The sequence below is a fragment of the Streptomyces virginiae genome (assembly GCF_041432505.1).
Classification (GTDB): Bacteria; Actinomycetota; Actinomycetes; order Streptomycetales; family Streptomycetaceae; genus Streptomyces; species Streptomyces virginiae_A.
Genome location: NZ_CP107871.1, coordinates 3,020,290 through 3,042,404 on the forward strand (window position 1 = coordinate 3,020,290; position 22,115 = coordinate 3,042,404).

At 71.9% G+C, this 22,115-nt stretch carries 21 protein-coding genes; 13 read left to right on the top strand and 8 right to left on the bottom strand.

What is annotated here, in order from left to right; all coding sequences use genetic code 11:
- Nucleotides 1-449 precede the first annotated feature (449 nt).
- Together aceE and OG624_RS14150 are read left to right on the top strand one after the other, a co-directional pair.
- Nucleotides 450-3,182, top strand: a complete 2,733-nt coding sequence (gene aceE, locus OG624_RS14145; RefSeq protein ID WP_033225964.1) for a pyruvate dehydrogenase (acetyl-transferring), homodimeric type — start codon at nucleotides 450-452, stop codon at nucleotides 3,180-3,182.
- 80 nt (nucleotides 3,183-3,262) lie between these two features.
- Nucleotides 3,263-4,108 carry a potassium channel family protein gene (locus tag OG624_RS14150; RefSeq protein ID WP_051763907.1) on the top strand — a complete coding sequence of 282 codons (846 nt, stop codon included), beginning with the start codon at nucleotides 3,263-3,265 and terminating at the stop codon, nucleotides 4,106-4,108.
- Here the strand turns inward: OG624_RS14150 and OG624_RS14155 are convergent.
- Nucleotides 4,089-4,505: a peptidase inhibitor family I36 protein gene (locus OG624_RS14155; RefSeq protein WP_033225966.1), complete on the bottom strand. Its 417-nt coding sequence runs from the start codon at nucleotides 4,503-4,505 to the stop codon at nucleotides 4,089-4,091. The genes OG624_RS14150 and OG624_RS14155 overlap by 20 nt on opposite strands.
- Before the next feature lie 386 nt (nucleotides 4,506-4,891).
- On the opposite strand from OG624_RS14155, the gene OG624_RS14160 reads away from it, so the two are divergent.
- From OG624_RS14160 to OG624_RS14170, 3 genes are all read left to right on the top strand, one after another.
- Complete coding sequence (locus tag OG624_RS14160; protein WP_033225968.1) at nucleotides 4,892-5,554, top strand: TetR/AcrR family transcriptional regulator; 663 nt, start codon at nucleotides 4,892-4,894, stop codon at nucleotides 5,552-5,554.
- A 220-nt stretch (nucleotides 5,555-5,774) separates the two neighbouring features.
- Nucleotides 5,775-6,926 (top strand): alpha/beta hydrolase, encoded by a 1,152-nt coding sequence (locus tag OG624_RS14165; RefSeq protein ID WP_033226012.1) that lies wholly within the window; start codon nucleotides 5,775-5,777, stop codon nucleotides 6,924-6,926.
- A gap of 66 nt (nucleotides 6,927-6,992) precedes the next feature.
- Complete coding sequence (locus tag OG624_RS14170; protein ID WP_266356612.1) at nucleotides 6,993-7,853, top strand: DUF4429 domain-containing protein; 861 nt, start codon at nucleotides 6,993-6,995, stop codon at nucleotides 7,851-7,853.
- A gap of 27 nt (nucleotides 7,854-7,880) precedes the next feature.
- Here the strand turns inward: OG624_RS14170 and OG624_RS14175 are convergent, their stop codons facing one another.
- Both OG624_RS14175 and OG624_RS14180 read right to left on the bottom strand, forming a co-directional pair.
- Entirely contained in the window at nucleotides 7,881-8,903 is a 1,023-nt protein-coding gene (locus tag OG624_RS14175; RefSeq protein WP_266441455.1) for an aldo/keto reductase, read from the bottom strand.
- Nucleotides 8,900-9,298, bottom strand: coding sequence for a MerR family transcriptional regulator (locus tag OG624_RS14180; RefSeq protein WP_051763908.1), 399 nt, complete (start codon nucleotides 9,296-9,298; stop codon nucleotides 8,900-8,902). Before OG624_RS14180 ends, OG624_RS14175 begins: the two co-directional genes overlap by 4 nt.
- Nucleotides 9,299-9,376: 78 nt before the next feature.
- Between OG624_RS14180 and OG624_RS14185 the strand changes: the two genes are divergently transcribed.
- Nucleotides 9,377-10,195 carry a serine hydrolase domain-containing protein gene (locus tag OG624_RS14185; protein WP_033226016.1) on the top strand — a complete coding sequence of 273 codons (819 nt, stop codon included), beginning with the start codon at nucleotides 9,377-9,379 and terminating at the stop codon, nucleotides 10,193-10,195.
- Here the strand turns inward: OG624_RS14185 and OG624_RS14190 are convergent.
- A complete protein-coding gene (locus OG624_RS14190) occupies nucleotides 10,192-10,878 on the bottom strand; it encodes a pirin family protein (RefSeq protein WP_161292803.1) in 687 nt (228 codons plus the stop codon). The genes OG624_RS14185 and OG624_RS14190 overlap by 4 nt on opposite strands.
- Before the next feature lie 92 nt (nucleotides 10,879-10,970).
- Between OG624_RS14190 and OG624_RS14195 the strand changes: the two genes are divergently transcribed.
- From OG624_RS14195 to OG624_RS14215, 5 genes are all read left to right on the top strand, one after another.
- Nucleotides 10,971-12,188: a PucR family transcriptional regulator gene (locus tag OG624_RS14195; protein ID WP_033225972.1), complete on the top strand. Its 1,218-nt coding sequence runs from the start codon at nucleotides 10,971-10,973 to the stop codon at nucleotides 12,186-12,188.
- 89 nt (nucleotides 12,189-12,277) lie between these two features.
- Complete coding sequence (locus tag OG624_RS14200) at nucleotides 12,278-13,195, top strand: ACP S-malonyltransferase (protein ID WP_033225974.1); 918 nt, start codon at nucleotides 12,278-12,280, stop codon at nucleotides 13,193-13,195.
- 19 nt (nucleotides 13,196-13,214) lie between these two features.
- Nucleotides 13,215-14,219, top strand: coding sequence for a ketoacyl-ACP synthase III (locus OG624_RS14205; protein WP_033225975.1), 1,005 nt, complete (start codon nucleotides 13,215-13,217; stop codon nucleotides 14,217-14,219).
- Nucleotides 14,220-14,276: 57 nt separating this feature from the next.
- Nucleotides 14,277-14,525: an acyl carrier protein gene (locus tag OG624_RS14210; protein ID WP_030009997.1), complete on the top strand. Its 249-nt coding sequence runs from the start codon at nucleotides 14,277-14,279 to the stop codon at nucleotides 14,523-14,525.
- A 79-nt stretch (nucleotides 14,526-14,604) separates the two neighbouring features.
- The gene (locus OG624_RS14215) at nucleotides 14,605-15,882 is read left to right on the top strand and encodes a beta-ketoacyl-[acyl-carrier-protein] synthase family protein (protein ID WP_033225978.1); all 1,278 of its coding nucleotides are present in this window, start codon (nucleotides 14,605-14,607) and stop codon (nucleotides 15,880-15,882) included.
- Nucleotides 15,883-15,946: 64 nt separating this feature from the next.
- Here the strand turns inward: OG624_RS14215 and OG624_RS14220 are convergent, their stop codons facing one another.
- Nucleotides 15,947-16,441: a DUF3145 domain-containing protein gene (locus OG624_RS14220; RefSeq protein ID WP_033225979.1), complete on the bottom strand. Its 495-nt coding sequence runs from the start codon at nucleotides 16,439-16,441 to the stop codon at nucleotides 15,947-15,949.
- Between the two features lie 249 nt (nucleotides 16,442-16,690).
- Between OG624_RS14220 and OG624_RS14225 the strand changes: the two genes are divergently transcribed.
- A complete protein-coding gene (locus OG624_RS14225) occupies nucleotides 16,691-17,590 on the top strand; it encodes an SGNH/GDSL hydrolase family protein (RefSeq protein WP_033225980.1) in 900 nt (299 codons plus the stop codon).
- Nucleotides 17,591-17,678: 88 nt separating this feature from the next.
- Here the strand turns inward: OG624_RS14225 and OG624_RS14230 are convergent, their stop codons facing one another.
- Nucleotides 17,679-20,129, bottom strand: coding sequence for a beta-glucosidase family protein (locus OG624_RS14230; protein WP_371639470.1), 2,451 nt, complete (start codon nucleotides 20,127-20,129; stop codon nucleotides 17,679-17,681).
- 194 nt (nucleotides 20,130-20,323) lie between these two features.
- Here OG624_RS14230 and OG624_RS14235 point away from each other — a divergent pair, with 194 nt between their 5' ends.
- Nucleotides 20,324-20,902 (top strand): TetR/AcrR family transcriptional regulator, encoded by a 579-nt coding sequence (locus OG624_RS14235; RefSeq protein WP_033225982.1) that lies wholly within the window; start codon nucleotides 20,324-20,326, stop codon nucleotides 20,900-20,902.
- Nucleotides 20,903-20,907: 5 nt separating this feature from the next.
- Here OG624_RS14235 and OG624_RS14240 read toward each other — a convergent pair whose 3' ends face one another.
- Together OG624_RS14240 and OG624_RS14245 are read right to left on the bottom strand one after the other, a co-directional pair.
- A complete protein-coding gene (locus OG624_RS14240) occupies nucleotides 20,908-21,231 on the bottom strand; it encodes a putative quinol monooxygenase (protein WP_033225983.1) in 324 nt (107 codons plus the stop codon).
- A 9-nt stretch (nucleotides 21,232-21,240) separates the two neighbouring features.
- Nucleotides 21,241-22,095: an NAD(P)-dependent oxidoreductase gene (locus tag OG624_RS14245; protein WP_266356620.1), complete on the bottom strand. Its 855-nt coding sequence runs from the start codon at nucleotides 22,093-22,095 to the stop codon at nucleotides 21,241-21,243.
- Nucleotides 22,096-22,115 lie beyond the last annotated feature (20 nt).

Genomic DNA, 22,115 nt, shown 5'->3' on the forward strand with positions numbered 1-22,115 from the left:
CGGTGAATGTCTTCTGGCGGCGCGCGTACGCGCAGCATTGGGCGTAGTCCACACGGGCGCGGCGGATCGCGCAAGTACCCGGCCGCCGAGACCGTCGAAACGGTGACGATTACGGCCGTCTCGCCGCAACTTTCAGCCTTCCCGTGTGCACCTCTCGTGATTCATCCCACACCATTCCAGCTCATTCGGCATCATCGTCGACGGTTGGGTCTTTCCTACCTGTTTGAGGGACGAACGGTCGTGCGAAGTCGGCGCCCGCCTCGGGCGTAGGGTCCGGTTCGGCCGGACTCGCGACGGATCCCCGCCGATCCTTCCTCCCGGGTTCCCTGCGGTTTCCAGGGATTACCCGGTGGTAAAGATGAAGATTTCGGCCCAGCGTAAGAGCATGGGAGGCGGCGGCGTCCCCAGGCATGCCTCCCGTACGACTCCCACGACAGCGAAGGAACAGCGTGGCTTCCGCATCCGATCGCAATCCGATCATCATTGGCGGCCTGCCGAGTCAGGTCCCGGACTTCGATCCGGAGGAGACGCAGGAGTGGCTCGACTCCCTCGACGCCGCAGTCGACGAGCGGGGCCGTGAGCGCGCCCGCTACCTGATGCTGCGGCTGATCGAGCGGGCCCGTGAGAAGCGCGTGGCCGTGCCGGAGATGCGCAGCACGGACTACGTCAACACGATCGCCACCCGGGACGAGCCGTTCTTCCCGGGCAACGAGGAGATCGAGCGCAAGGTCCTCAACGCCACCCGTTGGAACGCGGCGGTCATGGTCTCGCGTGCCCAGCGTCCCGGTATCGGCGTCGGTGGCCACATCGCCACGTTCGCCTCCTCGGCCTCCCTCTACGACGTGGGCTTCAACCACTTCTTCCGGGGCAAGGACGAGGGCGACGGCGGCGACCAGATCTTCTTCCAGGGGCACGCCTCCCCCGGTATCTACGCCCGCGCGTATCTGCTGGACCGGCTCACCGAGCAGCAGCTCGACTCCTTCCGGCAGGAGAAGTCGAAGGCCCCGTACGGCCTCTCCAGCTACCCGCACCCGCGGCTGATGCCGGACTTCTGGGAGTTCCCGACCGTCTCGATGGGCCTCGGTCCGCTGGGGGCGATCTACCAGGCGCGGATGAACCGGTACATGGAGGCGCGCGGGATCGCCGACACCTCCAAGTCCCACGTTTGGGCGTATCTCGGTGACGGCGAGATGGACGAGCCGGAGTCGCTGGGTCAGCTGTCGATCGCCGCGCGTGAGGGTCTGGACAACCTGACCTTCGTGGTCAACTGCAACCTGCAGCGCCTCGACGGCCCGGTGCGCGGCAACGGGAAGATCATCCAGGAGCTGGAGTCGATCTTCCGGGGTGCCGGCTGGAACGTCATCAAGCTGATCTGGGACCGGTCCTGGGACCCGCTGCTGGCGCAGGACCGCGACGGCATCCTCGTCAACAAGATGAACTCCACGCCGGACGGGCAGTTCCAGACGTACGCCACCGAGTCGGGCGCGTACATCCGTGAGCACTTCTTCGGTGGCGACCAGCGGCTGCGGGCGATGGTCGAGAACATGTCCGACCAGCAGATCCAGCACCTGGGCCGCGGCGGTCACGACCACAAGAAGGTCTACGCGGCCTACGCGGCGGCCAAGGCCCACAAGGGCCAGCCGACGGTGATCCTGGCCCAGACGGTCAAGGGCTGGACGCTCGGCCCGAACTTCGAGGGCCGCAACGCGACGCACCAGATGAAGAAGCTGACGGTCGACGACCTCAAGCGCTTCCGCGACCGTCTGCACATCCCGATCACGGACGCGCAGTTGGAGGGTGGGGCCCCGCCGTACTACCACCCGGGCCCGAAGTCCCCCGAGATCCAGTACATGCACGACCAGCGCAGTGCGCTGGGCGGGTACGTGCCGACCCGCGTGGTGCGCGCGAAGCCGCTGCAGCTGCCGGACGACAAGACGTACGCAGCCGCCAAGAAGGGCTCCGGGCAGCAGTCGATCGCCACGACCATGGCCTTCGTCCGCATCCTGAAGGACCTGATGCGGGACAAGGAGATCGGCAAGCGTTTCGTGCTGATCGCGCCCGACGAATACCGCACCTTCGGTATGGACGCCTTCTTCCCGAGCGCCAAGATCTACAACCCGCTGGGCCAGCAGTACGAGGCGGTCGACCGCGACCTGCTGCTCGCGTACAAGGAGTCCCCGACCGGCCAGATGCTGCACGACGGCATCTCGGAGGCGGGTTGCACGGCCTCGCTGATCGCCGCCGGTTCGGCGTACGCGACGCACGGCGAGCCGCTGATCCCGGTCTACGTCTTCTACTCGATGTTCGGTTTCCAGCGCACGGGTGACCAGTTCTGGCAGATGGCCGACCAGCTCGCGCGGGGCTTCGTGCTCGGCGCGACCGCCGGCCGGACCACCCTCACGGGTGAGGGCCTCCAGCACGCCGACGGTCACTCCCAGCTGCTGGCCTCCACGAACCCGGGCTGTGTGGCGTACGACCCGGCCTACGGCTACGAGATCGCGCACATCGTCAAGGACGGTCTGCGGCGGATGTACGGCCCGGAGGCGGAGGACGTCTTCTACTACCTGACCGTCTACAACGAGCCGATCCAGCACCCGGCCGAGCCGGCGGACGTCGACGTGGACGGCATCCTGGGCGGCATCCACCGGGTGTCGCGGGGCACCGAGGGCACGATCGGGGCGCAGCTGATGGCCTCGGGTGTGGCGGTGCCGTGGGCGCTGGAGGCGCAGCGGATCCTGGCGGCCGACTGGGGTGTGCGGGCGGACGTCTGGTCGGCGACCTCCTGGAACGAGCTGCGGCGCGAGGCGGTGGAGGTCGAGGAGCACAACCTGCTCCACCCGGAGGAGGAGCAGCGCGTCCCGTACGTGACGCGGAAGCTGTCGGGTGCGGAGGGGCCGTTCGTGGCGGTCTCGGACTGGATGCGGTCGGTTCCGGACCAGATCTCGCGGTGGGTGCCGGGCGCGTACACCTCGCTGGGCGCGGACGGTTTCGGTTTCGCGGACACGCGGGGCGCGGCGCGGCGCTTCTTCCACATCGATGCCCAGTCGGTGGTCCTGGCGACGCTCACCGAGCTGGCCCGGGCGGGGAAGGTCGACCGCTCGGTGCTGAAGCAGGCGGTCGACCGGTACCAGCTGCTGGACGTGGCGGCGGCGGATCCGGGTGCGGCGGGCGGCGACGCGTAGCGCCCGTGGTGGGCTCGGTGAGCGGGTCCCGGCTTCGGCCGGGGCCCGCTCCGCTTTACGGGTTCCTTACGATGCTCGGCATGAAGGAACCCTCCCGCCAGCTGCTGTGGGAGCGGCGGAGCCAGACCCCGCTGCTCCTGCTCGCCGTGGCGTTCGCCGTGGCGTACGCCGTGCCCATCGTCGCCCCCGACGCGCGTGCGCAGGTGCACCGGGCCTGTGCCTACGTCGAGTGGGTGGTGTGGGGGGCCTTCGCCGTGGACTACCTGGTCCGGCTCGCCCTCGCGGCGGATCGTAGGCACTTCGTGCGGACGCACTGGCTGGACCTGGCCGCCGTGGTGCTGCCGCTCGTACAGCCGCTGCGGCTGCTGCGGCTGGTCGCCACCTTGATGCTGGTGGGTCGGCGGGCCCGGATGGCTCCGCAGATCCAGCTGACGACGTATGTGGCCGGGGCGGTGGTGGGGCTGCTGATGTTCGGCTCGCTGGCGGTGCTCAGCGTGGAGCGGGACGCCCCCGACGGGAACATCAAGAACCTGGGCGACGCCGTGTGGTGGTCCTTCACCACGATGACGACGGTCGGGTACGGGGACCACTCGCCCACCACCGGCCTCGGTCGGGTCCTGGCCGTGGGTCTGATGCTGTCGGGGATCGCCCTGCTCGGTGTGGTGACCGCCAACATCGCCGCGTGGTTCATCTCCCGTTTCGAGCGCGACGATCGGGCGGACATGCTCCAGCTGGCGGCCATCCGGGAGCTGCAGGACGAGGTTCGGGCGCTGCGCGGCGAGGTCGCCCGGCTGGGCGGCACGGCGGCCGCGGCCCCGGGCGTCGGCGTGGGCCCGGTCGCGGCCGTGACCGGGCCGGCGGCCGTGCCCGTGGCCGACCCGCCGAACGCCCCGGCTCAGCGTGAGGTCACCTCTCCCACACCTTGAACGCCCGCACCTGGTAGGGCGACTGGGGCAGCCAGACCCCGTCGCCCGGGTAGGTCTGGAACTCGCCGGTCTCGGCGCATTCGGCCGACTGGTAGGTGGTCACCGGGCGCCCGGTGCGGTTGGTGAGCGACTGGGCGCTGGTCCCGGCCGGCAGCGCGGTGCAGCTGTTGATGTCCAGGGTGCTGAGCTCGTGCGTCTGCCGCGCTCCCTTGAACTCCGGTTTCGCCCACAGGCACAGCTGTCCGGTGGCGCAGGCCCCGAGCGTCGGCGGGCCCGCGGCGTGCGCCGTGCCGGCCGTGCTCGGGATGAGGGCGGTGAGGGCCAGGACGGTCGCGGCGAGGGTGGTGGTGGCGCGGGTGGTCGTGGTGGTGGCGCGGGTGCTTCGACACGTACGCATGACGGGTCAACTCCTTGTGGACGGCGGGCGCCCGGACCGTTTCCGGAGCTCCGCGGACACCACGCTGACCTGCGCGGACAGGTCGGCGGAAGAGGCTCCGGACGGGTCCACCCGGATAGGCGACAGCCCCGCCGGAACCCTCCGACGGGGCCTTCGTAGGTACGGAGTTGACGCTTCCGGGAGCCTGCGGGCCGGGCCCGTGGCCGCCGGGGCCCGGGTGCGGACCCGGCCGGACCCGACCTCGAACGTGTCATGCGCGGGCGCTCCGGCGGGCACGCCGAGGACGGTGGACGGCACGTCGCAAACGGCTTAACGCGGCGGTCGCCACCCCACCCGTCACCGGTACGCTGACCGCCCACTCGGCGTCAGAAGGGAGCCCCGCGGTGATGATCGACGAGCGGTCGGCGACGGCCGCGCCGGTGGCCGGACTGCGCGAACGCAAGAAACGGCGCACCCGGAACGCGTTGTTGCGCGCCGCCCTCCTGCTGTTCCTGTCCCAGGGGTACGAGCGCACCACCGTCGACGAGATCACCGACGCCGTGCACGTGTCCCAGCGCACCTTCTTCCGGTATTTCGCCAACAAGGAGGAGGTCGTCTTCGCCCTCCAGGAGCTGGTCGAGTCGCGGTTCGTCGCCGAGCTGCACGCCCGGCCGGCCGCCGAGGGGCCCTTCGAGGCGCTGCGGGGTGCGGCGCTCGCGGCCTGGGACACCGTGGAGGTGGCCCTGTCCGAGGTGGTCCCGGTCGATCTGTACATGCGCAGCTATCGGCTGATCGAGTCCACGCCGGCCCTGCTCGCCGTGCACCTGCGGCGCTCCACGGAGCTGGAGGAACGGATCTCCCGGCTGATCGGTGCCCGTGAGGGCTTGGACGTGGACGTCGATCCGCGGCCGCGGGTCGCCGTCGCCGCGTTCTGTGGCGTGATGCGCGTCACAGGACGGCTCTGGGGGCGGGGCGAGGACACCAGCGTGGAGTCGATCCGCGGGCTGACGGAGACGTACCTCGACCGGATCGGTCCGGCGCTGACCTCCAGTTGGCGCGGGTCCGCGTAGCCCGGCGGCCCGCGCCGGCCGGCTCCGCCGAGGCGTCGGCGGGTCGCCCGCTCGGGCCTCACGTGGTCCCACGGTCGGCCGTGAGTCCGGTCACCTGGCACGTCCGTGGCGTAAGACGTCTCATAGGCTGGTCACAGTGAACGTGCCCGGCCTTGCCCACCCCACCGCCCTCGGCGCCGACCCGCGCCCTGCCGCTCTGCGTGCCCTGCTCGCACTGGCGGTGGTCTTCATCATGCTGGCGACCACCGGCTGGACGGCCGTTCACCGGCCGGAGGAGGGCACCCCGATGCGGGTCGCCGCCCTCGGCGCCTGGGCCAAGGCCCGGGTCGACGGCCGCCCGGTGCCTCCCGCGGACGCCCCCGCCCGGACGGTGGCCCGTTTCTTCGCCGGCCTCGACGGTGCCGAGCGCGCCCGGCTCGCCGACAATTACCCGCTCGTCGTGGGCAACCTCGACGGGGCCCCCGCCGCGGTCCGCTACCGGGCCAATCTGCAGGGCCTGGAGCAGGCGCGCCGGGTCGAGGAGGCCCGTGGCCAGGACGTCGCGCTGACCCCGGCCGACCGGTCGACGGCCACCCGGCGTTCCCACCGCTTCGCCTCGCTCGCCGAGCCCGGCCGGCAGATCTTCGCCTTCGACCCGACGGGCAACGGTCGGGTGGCCGAGGTCTTCGGTGACCTCTCCGGGGCCGAGCGGGTCTCGGTGATCGTCCCGGGTGTCGACACCGACGTCCTCACCTTCGAGCGCACCCAGCGCCGGCTGACCTCCCCGGTCGGCATGGCCGAGTCCCTGTACGAGGCCCAGCGCGCGGCCGATCCGGACAGCCGGACGGCGGTCATCGCCTGGGCGGGCTACACCGCGCCCACCGGGGTCGGTGTGGACGCGGCCACGGGCCGGATGGCCGTCGACGGCGCCGTCCTGCTGAAGGCCCTGACCGCGGCCCTGCCCGGGGACGCGAGCGTGGCGCTGTTCTGCCACAGCTACGGATCGGTGGTCTGCGGGGTCGCGGCGCACGAGCTGCCGCGCCGGGTGACCGACGTGGTGGTCGCGGGCAGCCCCGGGATGCGCGCGGAGAACGTCGCCGAGCTGCACACCTCGGCGCGGGTCTGGGCGACGCGCGACGAGGGCGACTGGATCGCGGACGTTCCGCACCTGGAGGTCGGCGGCCTCGGCCACGGCGCGGATCCGGTGTCCCCGGCGTTCGGGGCGCGGCTGCTGTCCTCGGCCCGGGCCAAGAGCCACACCGGCTATTTCGCGCCAGGTACGGACTCGATGGACAACTTCGCCAAGATCGGAACCGGCGCGTTCGGTTCCGTTGTCTGTGCGACCGGGAACGATGCGTGCCGACGCGGGATTTCCGGGACAGAGCAGGACTGACGCGCGTAGAGGCGTGGAAATCGGCTCCCGCAACCGGGGGGACGCGCGGGGGCGCCGCCGTTTACGATGTGCCGCATGGGTGACGTACTGGCCGGAAATCATGCCGTCTGGGAGTTCGATTCGGACTCGGTGCTCATCCGCTTCGCACGGGGGATCAGAACGCCGAGGCTGCCGAGACTCTGGCATGCCCTGGGATCGCGCCGGATCCCCCTCGAAGCGGTGTCCGCCGTGGAGGTGACCGTGACCGGCGGCAAGCGGGACACGGTGGTCCTGCGCGCCCTGCCGCGGCCGGGCGCGGACCCGCTGATGGAGGTCGCCGCCGGGCAGCTCAAGGAGGCCTGCGACCCCTACCGGCTCGTGCTGCCCGCCGACAAGGCGCCGGCCGCCGCCGCGTTCGCCGACGCACTACGGTCCCGACTCGGGCCGGACGCCGCCGAGCCGTCCGCACGCTTCCTCGTCGACGTACCGCAGCCGCCGCTGCACCTGAAGGCGTACGACGCCCGGGTGGGCTTCGACGGCTCGGCGATCACCTTCCAGTGGTCCCGTACGGGCGCCTCCAGCACCAAATGGAAGGCGGGCGACCAGCGCTTCCCGCTGGCCGCCCTCACCGGCGTCGAGTGGTCCTCCCCGGAGGGCCCCGGCGGGCACCTGCGGCTGCTGCTGCGGGACACCACCGGTGACCCCCGCCCCGACCACGACCTGGCGGCCGCCGTCTTCGGCACGGGCTACGGGGCGGTGCACGATTCGCTGCCGTTCGCCGCGGCCGTGCTCGCCACCCTGCGCGCCCGTACCCCGGTCGCCTCCGTGCCGCGGGCCCGCTCCGGCGACGACCGGCTGCGGCACCTGAGCGAGCTGCACGCGGCGGGGCTGCTCACGGACGCGGAGTACGCGGCGCTGCGGGACCGGTTCGCCGCCGAGTCGCTCTGAGCGGGGCGGGGCGGGTGGGCGGGCGGCTCAGACCTCCCGTGCCGCCGAGGTGGAGCTCATGTCCGGGTAGCGGTCGCCGGCCACCTGCGCGGCGATCGGCTCCAGCAGGTCCAGCTGGGCTTGCGTGAGGGTGATCCGGGTCGCCCCGGTGTTCTCGCGCAGCCGGCCGGGCTTGCGGGTGCCGGGGATCGGGACCACGGTCAGCCCGTGCACCTTCGCCCGCTGCTGCACCCAGGCCAGCGCGATCTGCGCCGGGGTCGCGCCGTGCCGCTCGGCGATCTCCCGGACCGGGGCCAGCAGCACCGCGTTGGTCTTCGCGTTGTCGCCGGTGAACCGCGGCTGGTGGCGCCGGAAGTCGTCCTGGGACAGCTCCGCGGACGCGTCGGCGAAGGACCCGGTCAGGAAGCCCCGGCCGAGCGGGGAGTACGGCACGAAGGCCACGCCCAACTCCGCCGCCGCGCCCACCGCGCTGCGCTCCACGTCCCGGCTGAACAGCGACCACTCCGACTGGAGCGCCGCGATCGGGTGCACGGCGTGCGCCTCGCGCAGCTCCGCCCCGGTGACCTCGCTCAGGCCGAGGTGACGCACCTTGCCCTCGGCGACCAGCTCCGCCATGGCGCCGACCGACTCGGCGAAGGGCACGGCCGGGTCGCGCCGGTGCATGTAGTACAGGTCGATGACGTCGACGCCGAGCCGGCGCAGGCTGGCCTCCACGGCCGTGCGGATGTAGGCGCGGTCGTTGCGGATGCCCCGGTACTGCGGGTCGTCGGAGCGCTCTATCGCGAACTTCGTCGCCAGGGTGATCTCGTCGCGGTGAGCGGCCACGAAGGGCGCCAGGAACTCCTCGTTGCGCCCCCGCCCGTAGACGTCGGCGGTGTCGAAGAGAGTGACCCCGGCGGCCAGCGCCGCGTCGAGGGTCTCCCGGGCCGCGGTCTCGTCGGTGGCGCCGTAGAACTCGCTCATGCCCATGCAGCCGAGGCCCTGGACGCCGACCGTCGGGCCGCCCTTGCCGAGCTCGACCTGTTCGAGGGTGGTGCTGTGCTCCGTCATTGCTGTGCCTTCCCCGATACCGTTTTCATGGCGTACATATCGATCTTGTAATCCAGTACGGCGAGCGCGTCCGTGAGCTCCGTGATGCGCGAGCGCACCTCGCGGCGCGTGCGTTCCAGCAGTTCCCGGCGTTCGGCCATGGTGTGCTCGCCCTCGCGGACCAGTTCGGCGTACCGCACCATGTCCGCCACCGACATCCCCGTGGCCCGCAGCTTGCCCACGAAGGCGAGCCAGTCGAGGTCCTTGTCGGTGAAGCGCCGCTGCCCCGAGTGGGAGCGGTCCACGTGCGGCATCAGGCCGATCCGCTCGTACCAGCGCAGGGTGTGCTGGGTCAGACCGGTCCGGGCCTCGACCTCGCTGATCGTGTACCGCGTCTGCGTCAGGCTCTGGCTCATGGCTCCACGCTAAAACCCTTGAGTGCACTCCAAGCAAGTAGGCTCGGCGGCATGGACAGCGTGGAGGACGGGAACGGCATGGAAAGCCTGCGGATCATCGAGACCTGGCCGGTGCCGACCGCCGCGGCGGCCGTCGTACGGGCCGACGGGAGCCTGGCGGGCTCCCACGGGCCCGTCGACCACCGGTTCGCCCTGGCCTCGGTCACCAAGCCGCTCGCCGCGTACGCCGCCCTCGTCGCGTACGAGGAGGGGGCGATCGAGCTGGACGAGCCGGCCGGACCCGAGGGGTCGACGGTCCGTCACCTGCTCGCGCACACCAGCGGCCTGGCCTTCGACGAGCACCGGGTGTCGGCTCCGGCCGGGCAGCGCCGGCTGTACTCGAACGCCGGTTTCGAGGAGCTCGGCGACCACATCTCCAAGGCCACCGGCATCCCCTTCGCGGAGTACCTGCACCAGGCGGTCTTCGAGCCGCTGGGCATGACGCGGACCACCCTGGAGGGCTCGCCCGCCAAGGACGGCGTCTCCACCGTCTCCGACCTGCTGCGGTTCGCCGCCGAGCTGCAGGCGCCGCGGCTGCTGGACGTCCGTACGGTCGCCGAGGCCACCTCCGTCGTCCACCCCGGGCTCAAGGGCGTCCTGCCGGGCTACGGACACCAGTCCCCCAACGACTGGGGGCTCGGCCTGGAGATCCGCGACCACAAGTCCCCGCACTGGACGGGCGTTTCCTCCTCGCCGCGCACCTTCGGCCACTTCGGCCAGGCCGGCACCTTCCTGTGGGTGGACCCGGACGCGCGCGCCGCGTGCGTGGCGCTGACCGACCGCGCCTTCGGCCCGTGGGCGGCCGAGGCCTGGACCCCGTTCACCGACGCGGTACTGGCCGAGCTCCGCTCCCGCTAGGGGGCCTGCGGGACCTGCACCGCCGGCGGGTCGGGGAACTCCCAGATCAGCAGCTCCCCCGGGGACCCCGCGACGACCTCCAGGTCCCGTTCGGCGGTGATGCGTACCGAGTCCCCGGGGCCCAGCTCGGCCCCGTCCAGGCGCAGGTCCCCCCGCACCACGTGCAGGTACACCCGGTCCGCCGCGGGTACGGCGACCCGCTCGCCCGCGCCGGGCCGCCGCACGTGCAGGACGGCGCCGGCCGCGGGGACCTCGTAGGGTGCGGCGTCGGCGATCTCCCGGACGACCCCGTACGAGGGCTCGCCGCCCGCGGTGAGGGGCGCGAGCCACATCTGCACGAAGCGCAGCCGCCCGGTGCCGTCATTGCGTTCCACGTGCCGGGCCCCGGATCCGGCGCTCAGCCGTTGCACGTCCCCGGGCCGCACCACGCTTTTCTCGCCGGTGCTGTCGTGGTGGGTGAGTTCGCCCTCGATCACCCAGGTGACGATCTCGGTGTGGCTGTGCGGGTGCTCGTCGAAGCCGGCGCCCGGCGCGAGGGTCTCCTCGTTGCAGGCGAGGACCGGGCCGAAGCGCAGGTTGTCCGGGTCGTAGAAGGAGCCGAAGGAGAAGGCGTGCCGGGTGGTGATCCCGGAGGCCGGGTCCCCGCCCTCGTACCGGTCGGCGCCGGGGCGAACATCAATCATGGACGCCACGGTAGACCCCGTCGGGGGCCGGGGCGCGGGCCACGGGCGGGACCGGACTCCGCGTACCCGTCCCGATAAGGCAGTCTTGTCACGTGTCCCAACCCGAACGTGAGCATTCGCCCGCCCCACATGCCGCGCATTCCGCTCCCGCCCATCCGCACACCGCGACGCTCCGCCGACTGGAGAAGTCCGCGGGCCGGCTGGCCGCCAACGCGATCGCGCGCATGGACGAGACCCTGCCGTGGTACCGGGCCATGCCGCCCGAGAACCGGTCCTGGATCGGCCTGGTCGCCCAGGCCGGTATCGCCGCGTTCACGGAGTGGTTCAGGCACCCGGAGACCCCGCAGGCCATCTCCACCGATGTCTTCGGCACGGCTCCGCGCGAGCTGACCCGGGCGATCACCCTGCGCCAGACCGTCGAGATGGTCCGCACCACGATCGAGGTCATGGAGGCCGCGATCGAGGAGGTGGCGGCCCCGGGCGACGAGTCGATCCTGCGCGAGGCGCTGCTGGTGTACGCCCGGGAGATCGCCTTCGCGACCGCCCAGGTGTACGCGCAGGCCGCTGAGGCGCGCGGGGCGTGGGACGCCCGGCTGGAGTCCTTGGTCGTCAACGCGGTGCTGTCCGGCGAGGCGGACGAGGGCGCGCTGTCCCGGGCGGCCGCGCTGGGTTGGAACTCCCCCGAGCACGTGTGCGTGGTGCTCGGCACCGCGCCGGAGGGCGACAGCGAGCTGACGGTCGAGGCGATCCGGCGGGCGGCCCGTCACCACAAGCTCCAGGTCCTCACGGGTGTGCTCGGGGACCGGCTGGTCGTCATCGCGGGCGGCAGCGACAACCCGATCCAGGTGGCGAAGTCGCTGATCGGACCGTTCGCGGCGGGTCCCGTGGTGGCCGGTCCGGTGGTGGCCGACCTGCTGAACGCGACGAAGTCGGCGCAGGCCGCGGCGGCCGGACTGAAGGCCTGTACGGCGTGGCAGGACGCTCCGCGGCCGGTCCTGGCGGATGATCTCCTGCCGGAACGCGCGATCGCCTCCGATCCGGCTGCCAGGGAACAACTGGTGGAGGAGATCTACAGACCGCTTGAGGAGGCGGGGTCGGCACTGCTGGAGACCTTGAGCGTCTACCTGGAACAGGCGAGCAGCCTGGAAGGGGCGGCGCGCATGCTGTTCGTGCACCCCAATACGGTGCGCTACCGGCTGCGACGTGTGACCGACGTCACCGGATGGTCGCCGTCCGATGTCCGATCGGCGTTCACGCTGCGGATCGCCCTGATTCTGGGGCGTCTGGCCGACGGTGACCCCCAGTCCTAGACTTTTGTCGGACATCAACAATTACCCCGACGGTTCTTGGTCCCTGTCCCCACGGGCGGCAGGGACCATCCACAAGAGAGAGTGTGAGGGTGCTCGTACTCGTCGCTCCCGGCCAAGGCGCTCAGACGCCCGGCTTCTTGACTCCCTGGCTCGAACTTCCCGGTGCCGCTGACCGCGTCGCCGCGTGGTCGGACGCCATCGGGCTGGACCTTGCCCACTACGGCACGACCGCGGACGCCGACGCGATCCGCGACACGGCGGTCGCCCAGCCCCTGCTGGTCGCCGCGGGCCTGCTGTCCGCGTCCGCGCTGGGTTCCACCTCGGTCTTCGGTGCCGTCGCGGGCCACAGCGTCGGTGAGATCACCGCCGCGGCCATCGCCGACGTGCTGTCCGAGGAGGACGCGCTGTCGTTCGTCCGGACCCGCGGCCTGGGCATGGCCGAGGCCGCCGCCGTCACCGAGACCGGCATGGCCGCGGTCCTCGGCGGCGACCGTGACGTGGTCGTCGCGCACCTGGAGAAGCTGGGTCTGACGCCCGCCAACATCAACGGCGCGGGCCAGATCGTGGCCGCCGGCACGATGGAGCAGATCGCGGCTCTGGAGGCCGACAAGCCCGAAGGCTCCATGAAGGTCGTCGCCCTCAAGGTCGCGGGCGCCTTCCACACGCACCACATGGCCCCCGCGGTCGCCACGCTGGAGAAGGCCGCCGAGGCTCTCACCCCGGCGGACCCGGTGCTGAAGTACGTCTCGAACAAGGACGGCCTCGTCGTCACCACGGGCGCCGACGTCGTCGCCCGCCTGGTCGGTCAGGTCGCCAACCCGGTCCGCTGGGACCTGTGCATGGAGACGTTCGCCGAGCTGGGCGTCACGGGAATCATCGAGCTCTGCCCCGGTGGCACCCTGACGGGTCTGGCCAAGCGCGCGCTGAAGGGCGTACCGAGCGTGGGTCTGAAGACCCCGGACGATCTCGACAAGGCCGCGGCGCTCATCGCCGAACTGACGGCCTGAGAGAAGGAGCCCACACAGCATGTCCAAGATCAAGCCGGCCAAGGGCTCCCCTTACGCCCGCATCCTCGGTGTCGGCGGCTACCGCCCGACCCGTGTGGTGCCCAACGAGGTCATCCTCGAGACCATCGACTCGTCCGACGAGTGGATCCGTTCCCGCTCCGGCATCGCGACCCGGCACTGGGCCTCGCCGCAGGAGACCGTCGCCGCGATGTCGGTGGAGGCCTCGGGGAAGGCGCTGGCCGACGCCGGCGTGGCCCCGGAGCAGATCGGTGCCGTGATCGTCTCGACGGTCTCGCACTTCAAGCAGACCCCGGCCGTCGCGACCGAGATCGCGCACCGGATCGGCGCGGGCAAGCCCGCGGCCTTCGACATCTCCGCGGGCTGTGCCGGTTTCGGCTACGGCCTGACCCTGGCCAAGGGGCTGGTGGTGGAAGGCTCCGCGGAGTACGTCCTCGTCATCGGCGTGGAGCGGCTCTCGGACCTGACCGACCTGGAGGACCGCGCGACGGCCTTCCTGTTCGGTGACGGTGCCGGCGCCGTGATCGTCGGCCCCTCGGACGAGCCGGCCATCGGCCCCACGGTGTGGGGTTCGGAGGGCGACAAGTCCGAGACGATCAAGCAGACCGTGCCGTGGGACGAGTACCTCGGCAAGGACGGCGGCGAAAAGTTTCCGGCCATCACCCAGGAGGGTCAGGCGGTCTTCCGCTGGGCCGTCTTCGAGATGGCCAAGGTGGCCCAGCAGGCGCTCGACGCCGCCGGGATCACCGCGGACGACCTGGACGTCTTCATTCCGCACCAGGCGAACATGCGGATCATCGACTCGATGGTGAAGACTCTGAAGCTGCCGGAGCACGTCACGGTCGCCCGTGACGTGGAGACCACCGGCAACACCTCGGCCGCCTCGATCCCGCTCGCTATGGAGCGGCTCCTGGCGACCGGAGCGGCGAAGAGCGGCGACACCGCGCTCGTCATCGGCTTCGGGGCGGGACTCGTCTACGCCGCGACGGTCGTTACCCTCCCCTAGGGCCGGGATCCACATCCCACCCTGTTCCACATCAGTCAGCTAGAGAAGGAGCGCCACATGGCCGCCACGCAGGAAGAGATCGTCGAGGGTCTCGCGGAGATCGTCAACGAGATCGCCGGTATCCCCACCGAGGACGTCGCGATCGAGAAGTCCTTCACCGACGACCTGGACGTCGACTCGCTCTCCATGGTCGAGGTCGTCGTCGCCGCCGAAGAGCGCTTCGACGTCAAGATCCCGGACGAGGACGTCAAGAACCTCAAGACGGTCGGCGACGCCGCTGACTACATCCTGAAGCACCAGGCCTGAGCCTGACGAGCGTTTGTCGCCACCTGGCGGTGGCGCCGTGACAATTCAGCACCCCCTGAGACGTGGAGAAAGAATTCCTGTGAGCCCGACCAATCGCACCGTGGTCGTCACCGGTATCGGCGCAACCACTCCGCTGGGTGGCGACAGCGCTTCGACCTGGGAAGGTCTGCTTGCCGGCCGTTCCGGCGTCAAGCCCCTGGAGGGCGAGCGCTTCGCCGAACTCCCGGTACGCATCGCCGCTCGGGCCGCCGTCGACCCGAGTGAAGTCCTGCCCCGGCCGCTGGCCCGCAAGCTGGACCGCTCGGCGCAGTTCGCCGTCATCGCGGCCCGTGAGGCATGGGCCGACGCCGGTTACACCACCCCGGCCGGCGAGGAGACGGAAGAGGGCGCCTTCATCGCGCCCGAGCGTCTGGGCACCGTGATCGCCTCCGGCATCGGCGGTGTCACCACCCTGCTCGACCAGTACGACGTCCTGAAGGACAAGGGTGTGCGCCGGGTCTCCCCGCACACCGTCCCCATGCTCATGCCGAACGGCCCGTCGGCCAACGTCGGCCTGGAGGTCAACGCCCAGGCGGGCGTGCACACTCCGGTCAGCGCCTGCGCGTCCGGCGCCGAGGCCATCGGCTACGCCGTCGAGATGATCCGTTCCGGCCGCGCCGACGTGGTCGTCGCGGGCGGCACCGAGGCGGCGATCCACCCGCTGCCGATCGCCGCGTTCGCCAACATGATGGCGATGTCCAAGAACAACGAGAACCCCGAGCAGGCCTCCCGTCCGTACGACAAGGCCCGTGACGGCTTCGTACTGGGCGAGGGCGCGGGCGTCGTCGTCCTGGAGTCCGCCGAGCACGCAGCCGCGCGCGGTGCCCGGGTCTACTGCGAGGTGCTGGGCCAGGGTCTGTCCGCGGACAGCCACCACATCGCGCAGCCGGAGCCGACCGGCCGCGGTGTCGCGGCCGCGGTGCAGAACCTGCTCGACAACACGGGTCTGGACCCGGCCGAGCTGGTCCACCTGAACGCGCACGCCACGTCCACCCCGCAGGGTGACACGGCCGAGCTGAAGGCCCTGCGCAAGGTGCTGGGCGACGACCTCGACCACATCGCGATCTCCGCGACCAAGTCGATGACGGGTCACCTGCTCGGTGGCGCGGGCGGTATCGAGACCGTCGCGACCGTGCTGGCGCTGTACAACCGGCTGGCCCCGCCGACGATCAACGTCGACGAGCTGGACGAGGACATCGACGCGGACATCGTCGTCGGTGAGCCGCGCAAGCTGCCGGCCGACGGCCCGATCTCCGCGATCAACAACTCCTTCGGCTTCGGCGGCCACAACGTGACCCTGGCATTCCGCACGGTCTAGTACGTCCGAGGTACGCGAAAGGCCCACCCGGTGGATCCGGGTGGGCCTTTCGCGTGACCGGTGGTCAGACCACCTGGTGGAGCCAGCGGACCGGGGCGCCCTCGCCCGCGTAGCGGAAGGGCTCCAGTTCGTCGTCCCACGGCTTGCCGAGCAGCTTGGCGATCTCCGCCTCCAGGTCGGTCTCGCCGTGCGCGGACCGGGCGAGGGCGGCGCGCAGCCGGTCCTCCGGGATCAGGATGTCGCCGTGCATGCCGGTGACGGCGTGGAAGATGCCGAGCTCCGGGGTGGAGCTGTAGCGCTCGCCCTCGGCGGTCGGGCAGGGTTCCGCGGTCACCTCGAAGCGCAGCAGGTGCCAGCCGCGCAGCGCGGAGGCGAGTTTCGAGGCGGTGCCCGCTTCGGCCTGCCAGGAGAACTCGGCTCTCCAGGTGCCCGGGGAGGCGGGCTGTCTGATCCAGTCGAGGTTCACCCGCACCCCGAGCACGCCCGCAACAGCCCATTCCACGTGCGGGCAGAGCGCGCGCGGTGCGGAATGCACGTACAGAACTCCACGTGTCGTCACCGGGACCTCCAGTGTGGGACGAGGTCGGGAATAAACTCCAGAAAACGGACAGTATGTGACGTGATGTAATGTAACGGAAATTATTTGACATTGCGCTACGGGACCTGCGGCCGAAACGCCACGGGAAAAAGCTACCGTGCGCCAGGGGTCATGGTGTGACGTACGGTCGCTCCAAGACCCGTAAACACAGAGCTTTCACTCAGCAGGACCCCCCGAACGATGAGGGGACGACAAAGAGGGGCCCTTCCCATGCGCACCACCGTTCCGCGCCGCCGCGCGCGCCGGACGCTCGCGGGCGCCGGCGCGGCGGTCGTCCTGCTGGCCGGGGCGGCCACCGGGTGCAGCTCGGGCGGGTCGGGCGAGCAGGGCGGCGAGCGCGGGGCGCAGAGCGCGCCGCGGTGGAACACGAAGCCCACCTCGATCGCCGCTGTCGGCGACTCCATCACGCGCGGGTTCGACGCCTGTTCGGTGCTGGCCGACTGCCCGGAGGTCTCCTGGGCCACCGGGAACGACCCGGCGGTCCGCTCCCTGGCGGCCCGGCTGCTCGGGGACGCCGAGGTGCCCGCCCGGAGCTGGAACTACGCGGTGACCGGCTCGCGCATGGCGGACCTGCCGGCCCAGCTGGCCGGGGCGGCCGCGCACAAGCCCGACCTGGTCACGGTCATGGTGGGCTCGAACGACGCCTGCCGGCCCACGGCTTCGTCGATGACCCCGGTGGCGGAGTTCCGGTCCGGGTTCGAGAAGGCGATCGCGGACCTGCGGGCCGCCTCCCCCGCCTCCCAGGTGTACGTCTCCAGCGTGCCGGATCTGCAACGGCTGTGGGAGCAGGGCAAGGACCTGCCGATGGTGCGGCAGATCTGGAAGCTGGGCATCTGTCAGTCCATGCTCGCCGACCCGCTGTCGGCGGCCTCGGGGGCGACGGCCCGGCGCGAGCAGGTGCGGGCGCGGGTGGTGGAGTACAACGAGGTGCTGCGCGAGGTCTGCGGAAAGGATCCTCTGTGCCGCTACGACGGCGGCGCGGTGTTCCAGTACCCCTTCGCGGCGGATCAGTTGAGCCGCTGGGACTGGTTCCATCCGGGCAAGGACGGGCAGGCACGGCTCGCGGAACTGGCGCACCGCCAGGTGACGGCGGCCGAACCGCCGCGTTGACGCCCGGGGCGCGCGCAGGGTCCGGGGGCGGGAGTCAGGGCCCGCCCCCGGACCGGTTCTCAGGGGTGATTTCCGGCCATAGGGCGTGTCACGCGAGGTCGAGCGTCGCGGTCAGCCGCGTGTCACCGTGCGAGTGGCTCGCGCGGACCTCGTAGGTGCCGCCGATCCGCCGCCAACCACGGGCCTCCTCGTCCCAGATCTCGAAGGCCCGGGCGGGCAGGGCGATCTCGGTCTCGACGCTCTCCCCGGGGCCCGCCACGACGCTCCCGAAGGCGGCCAGCCAGCTCGCCGGACGCTCCACGCCGTCCCGTTCGGGGGCCAGGTAGACCTGCACGACCTCGCGGCCGGGGCGCGCGCCGGTGTTGGTGAGGCGGACCCGCACCGTGTCGGCGGTGACCTCCAGGGAGTCGTACGTCCAGTCGGTGTAGCCGAGTCCGTGCCCGAAGGGGTAGCCGGGGGTCACGCCGTGCTTCTCGTACGCCCGGTAGCCGATGAAGAGCCCCTCGCGGTACTCCAGTAGCCCGTCGGTGGGGACGACCTCGGTGACGGGCGCGTCCGCGAACCGCGCGGGCCAGGTGGTGGGCAGCCGCCCGCCCGGCTCCGCGTCGCCGAGCAGTACGTCGGCCAGCGCGGCCCCGCCCTCCTGCCCGGGGAACCAGGCCAGCAGGACGGCGGCGACGTCGCCCCGCCACGGGAGTTCCACCGGGGAGCCCGCGTTCACGACGACCACGGTGTTCGGGTTGACGGCGGCGACGGCGCGCACCAGGTCGTCCTGGCGGCCCGGGAGGGCGAGGTCCTGGCGGTCGAAGCCCTCGGACTCCACGCGCTCGGTGGTGGCGACGACCACGACGGCGGTGTCGGCCTCGCGCGCGGCGGCCACGGCCTCGGCGATCAGTTCGTCGGCGTCGCGCCGCGGGCCGAGGTGGAGCAGCGAGAACATGATCGCCCTGAGCGGCAGCGCGGACATGTCGGGGACCTGGAACGTCAGGGACACCTCGACGGGCTCGCCCTCGGTGAGGGTGAGGCGGGCCCGCTCGTTGGGGGCGCCGAAGAAGGCCTCGAAGGGGTCGGCCTCGTTGCCCATCTCCTGGACGCCGCTCCACAGGGTCTCGCCGCCGACGGCCAGGGCGAAGGCGCCGAGTCCGCGGGTGCCGAAGGCGTGCTCGCCGCTCTCGCGCGGCACGAACGTACCGCGCACCTCGATGCTCGCCATGGTCTCGTACGTGACCCCGACGGGCAGGTCGTCGCCGATCCACTGGACCTGGCCGGAGGGCAGGCCGCCCTCGCCGAGGACGGCCCCGGAGGCGTCGCGGCAGACGGCGTGGAGCTCGAAGCCCTGGCCGGCGGCGGTGAGCTCGTCGGAGGGGTCGGCGCCGACGCTGTAGGTGAGGGCGCCTTCGGGGAGGGCGGCGGTGAGGCCGTCCAGCGGGGCGATCAGCCGTTCGGGGAAGACGGTGGCGCTGCCGCCGCCGAGGATGCGGGCGTCGCGGGCCGCCGCGCCCGACAGCGCGACCGTGCCGCCGGCGGCCGCGTCGAGCGGCAGCGCCCCCTCGTTGCGGACCAGGACGAAGCCGCGGGCGGCGAGCTCGCGGGCCAGCGCCTGGCCGTCGATCGGGGCCGGCGGGTCCGCCACGACGGCGGGGGCACCCTCCAGGACGCCGACGCGGGCGGCGAGGCGCAGGACGTTGCGCACGGCCTCGTCGACGGCGGACTCGGGGACCTCGCCGCTGCGGACGGCCTCGGCGAGGGCGGGACCGTAGACGGTGGTGGGGCCGGGCATGGCCACGTCCATGCCGCCCAGGATGTCGCCGGTGGTGGACCGGGCGGCCATCCAGTCGGAGACGTTGCAGCCGTCGAAGCCCCATTCGGCGCGCAGCACCTCGTTCACCAGGTACTGGTGCTCGGTCATGGTGGTGCCGTTGACCTGGTTGTACGCGGTCATGATGCCCCAGGGGTGGGCATGGGCGACGATGGCCTCGAACGGCGCCAGGTACAGCTCGCGCAGCGGCCGCGGGGCGATGACGCTGTCGACGGTGAACCGGTCGGTCTCGGCGTCGTTGCCGACGAAGTGCTTGACGGTGGTGCCGACCCCGCCGTCCTGGACGCCGTTCACATAGCCCGCGCCGACGACGCCGGTGAGGTACGGGTCCTCGGAGTAGCACTCGAAGTGCCGACCGCCGAGCGGGGAGCGGTGCAGGTTGACGGTGGGCGCGAGGAGGACGTGCACGCCCTTGCGGCGGGCCTCCTGGGCGAGGAGCCGACCGGCGCGGCGGGCGAGCTCCGGGTCCCAGGCGGCGGCGAGCGCGGTCGGGGACGGCAGGGCCACGGACGGGTCGTCGGCGGTCCAGCGGACGCCGCGGACCCCGATGGGGCCGTCGGAGAACACCAGGGACTCCAGCCCGATCGCGGGGACGGCGGGCAGGGCCCACATGTCCTGGCCGGCCAGGAGCCGGGTCTTGGTGTCGAGGTCCAGCTTGCCCAGTGCCGCCTCGACGGCGTCGTTGCGTATCTGATCGCGGACCTGATCGGCGTCGGTCACGGCCGAGCCTCCTCGTTGAGAGCGGTGCGGTTGCGCGGTACGGCGCGATGCGGCGTAGTACGGCGCGGTGCGGTGCCCCCATCGTGAACCTGTTGCCTGTTGAACGGTAGGGTTCGTCACCTGTTCGTGATATTCGGATGCCGTACGGTCCTGTGGGCAGGGCGCAGTACGGGAACGGGAAGGGGTGCCGGCCGATGGTCAGGGCGAGGAGCGAGGAGCGCCGCGGGGAGATCGTCCGCGCGGCCGTCGAGGTCATCGCCGAGCGCGGCTACCGGGGCGCGTCCTTGGCCACCGTCGCCGAACGCGTGGGCCTGACCCAGCAGGGGCTGCTGCACTACTTCCCGACGAAGGAGGCGCTGCTGGTCGCGGTGTTGGAGGAGCGCGACCGGTGGGACACGGGCGGCGGCTCGCGTGCCGCGGCCGACACCTGGCGCCTGGACCTGCTGGCCTCGCTGGTCGAGTACAACGCCATGCGCCCGGGCATCGTGCAGACCTTCTCGGCGCTGCTGGGCGAGAGCGTCACCGACGGGCACCCGGCCCGGGAGTTCTTCACCGAGCGCTACGCGCAGGTCCGCGGGGAGATGGCGGCGGTGCTGCGCGCCGAGTTCGGCGACCGCCTGCCCTCGGGGCTCACCCCGGAGCAGGCGGCCCCGCTGCTGACGGCGGTCATGGACGGACTCCAGTACCAGTGGCTGCTCGCCCCCGAGTCCGTGGACATGCCCGCCGCCTTCCGGGCCTTCCTGACCCTGCTGCGGGGGCCGGACCCGACCTAGGCCGCCTAGTCGATCTGGAGCTCGCCCATCCGGCTCCAGCCGTTCGCGCCCTCGATGGTGGTGCTGACGATCTCGGGGGTACGGGTCACCAGCGGCCGCATCGTCTCCAGCGCGGCGCGGAAGTGCTCCGAGGTGACGTGCGCCTCGGCGGCGTCGTCCTGGAAGGCCTCGACCAGGACGTAGGTGTCCGGCTCCTCCAGGCTGCGCGACCACTCGAACCAGAGGTTGCCGGGCTCGGCGCGGGTGGCCCGGGTGAAGGGCGCGACCTTGTCGGGCCACGCGTCGACATGTTCGGGCTTGACGGGGAATTTCACCACAATGAAGATCACACAGGCAGTTTATGCGGGTTGATCCGGGCGGTGGGCGAAGTCCCGTCCCGCCGCCCGGGCGGGTCGGGCGCGGAGGGCGGAGAGGTCCCGGTCGGCCAGGTCCGGACGGGACGTCAGCGCCGTGTGCACCGACTCCAGGACCGGCAGCGCCGCGTGGGCGGTGGCCAGGGCCACGTCCTTGGCGGCCAGGGAGATCGGGAAGTGCGAGGCGTCGGCGTACGCACGGGCCACCGCGCCCGCCAGCGGCCCGCGGGCCAGCTGTCCGCGGACCAGCTCCTCCGGCAGGCCCAGGGCACCGCCCAACCTCAGCGCCTCGGCCACCAGGGCCACCCCGCCGACCGCCGCGTTGATCAGGACCAGCTTCAGGGCGGCCCCGGAGCCGAGCGGCCCGCACTCGGTGACCTCGCCGAGCGCGTCGAGGACGGCCCGGACCGGGCCGGGCGGCGGGCCGCCGCCCGCCAGCACCCACAACTCCCCCGCACCCGCGCGGTCGACGCTCCCCATCACCGGCGCGTCGATCAGCGTCACCCCCGCCGGCAGTCGCCCCGCCAGCTCCCGCACCGGGTCCGGGCCCACCGTCGAGGTGTCGATCCAGTGCGTGCCCGGACGCAGCGCGGGCAGGACGCTCTCGGCGACGGCCCGCAGCGCCCGCGGGTCGGCCAGCATCGTGACGACCAGGTCGGCGTCGCGCACCGCCTCGACGGGCGAGGGCGCGAGCACGGCGCCGGCTTCCACCAGCGGTCCCGCCTTGCCCGGCGTGCGGTTCCACACCGTCAGTTCGTACCCGCGGGACAGCAGATGACGGGCCATCGGGGCGCCCATGCGGCCGAGGCCGAGGAACGCGATCTTCTGTGCGGTGTCCATGCCCACGACGCTAGGCCGGG

Excerpts from the sequence above, each read along its gene's own strand:
- OG624_RS14185 (WP_033226016.1), top strand. The coding sequence starts at position 9,377 with ATGGAAAGCCTGCGGATCATCGAGACCTGGCCGGTGCCGACCGCCGCG.
- OG624_RS14170 (WP_266356612.1), top strand. The coding sequence starts at position 6,993 with ATGTGCCGCATGGGTGACGTACTGGCCGGAAATCATGCCGTCTGGGAG.
- OG624_RS14245 (WP_266356620.1), bottom strand. The coding sequence starts at position 22,095 with ATGGACACCGCACAGAAGATCGCGTTCCTCGGCCTCGGCCGCATGGGC.
- OG624_RS14210 (WP_030009997.1), top strand. The coding sequence starts at position 14,277 with ATGGCCGCCACGCAGGAAGAGATCGTCGAGGGTCTCGCGGAGATCGTC.
- OG624_RS14175 (WP_266441455.1), bottom strand. The coding sequence starts at position 8,903 with ATGACGGAGCACAGCACCACCCTCGAACAGGTCGAGCTCGGCAAGGGC.
- OG624_RS14225 (WP_033225980.1), top strand. The coding sequence starts at position 16,691 with ATGCGCACCACCGTTCCGCGCCGCCGCGCGCGCCGGACGCTCGCGGGC.
- OG624_RS14190 (WP_161292803.1), bottom strand. The coding sequence starts at position 10,878 with ATGATTGATGTTCGCCCCGGCGCCGACCGGTACGAGGGCGGGGACCCG.
- OG624_RS14150 (WP_051763907.1), top strand. The coding sequence starts at position 3,263 with ATGAAGGAACCCTCCCGCCAGCTGCTGTGGGAGCGGCGGAGCCAGACC.
- OG624_RS14155 (WP_033225966.1), bottom strand. The coding sequence starts at position 4,505 with ATGCGTACGTGTCGAAGCACCCGCGCCACCACCACGACCACCCGCGCC.
- OG624_RS14160 (WP_033225968.1), top strand. The coding sequence starts at position 4,892 with ATGATCGACGAGCGGTCGGCGACGGCCGCGCCGGTGGCCGGACTGCGC.
- OG624_RS14180 (WP_051763908.1), bottom strand. The coding sequence starts at position 9,298 with ATGAGCCAGAGCCTGACGCAGACGCGGTACACGATCAGCGAGGTCGAG.
- OG624_RS14235 (WP_033225982.1), top strand. The coding sequence starts at position 20,324 with ATGGTCAGGGCGAGGAGCGAGGAGCGCCGCGGGGAGATCGTCCGCGCG.
- OG624_RS14205 (WP_033225975.1), top strand. The coding sequence starts at position 13,215 with ATGTCCAAGATCAAGCCGGCCAAGGGCTCCCCTTACGCCCGCATCCTC.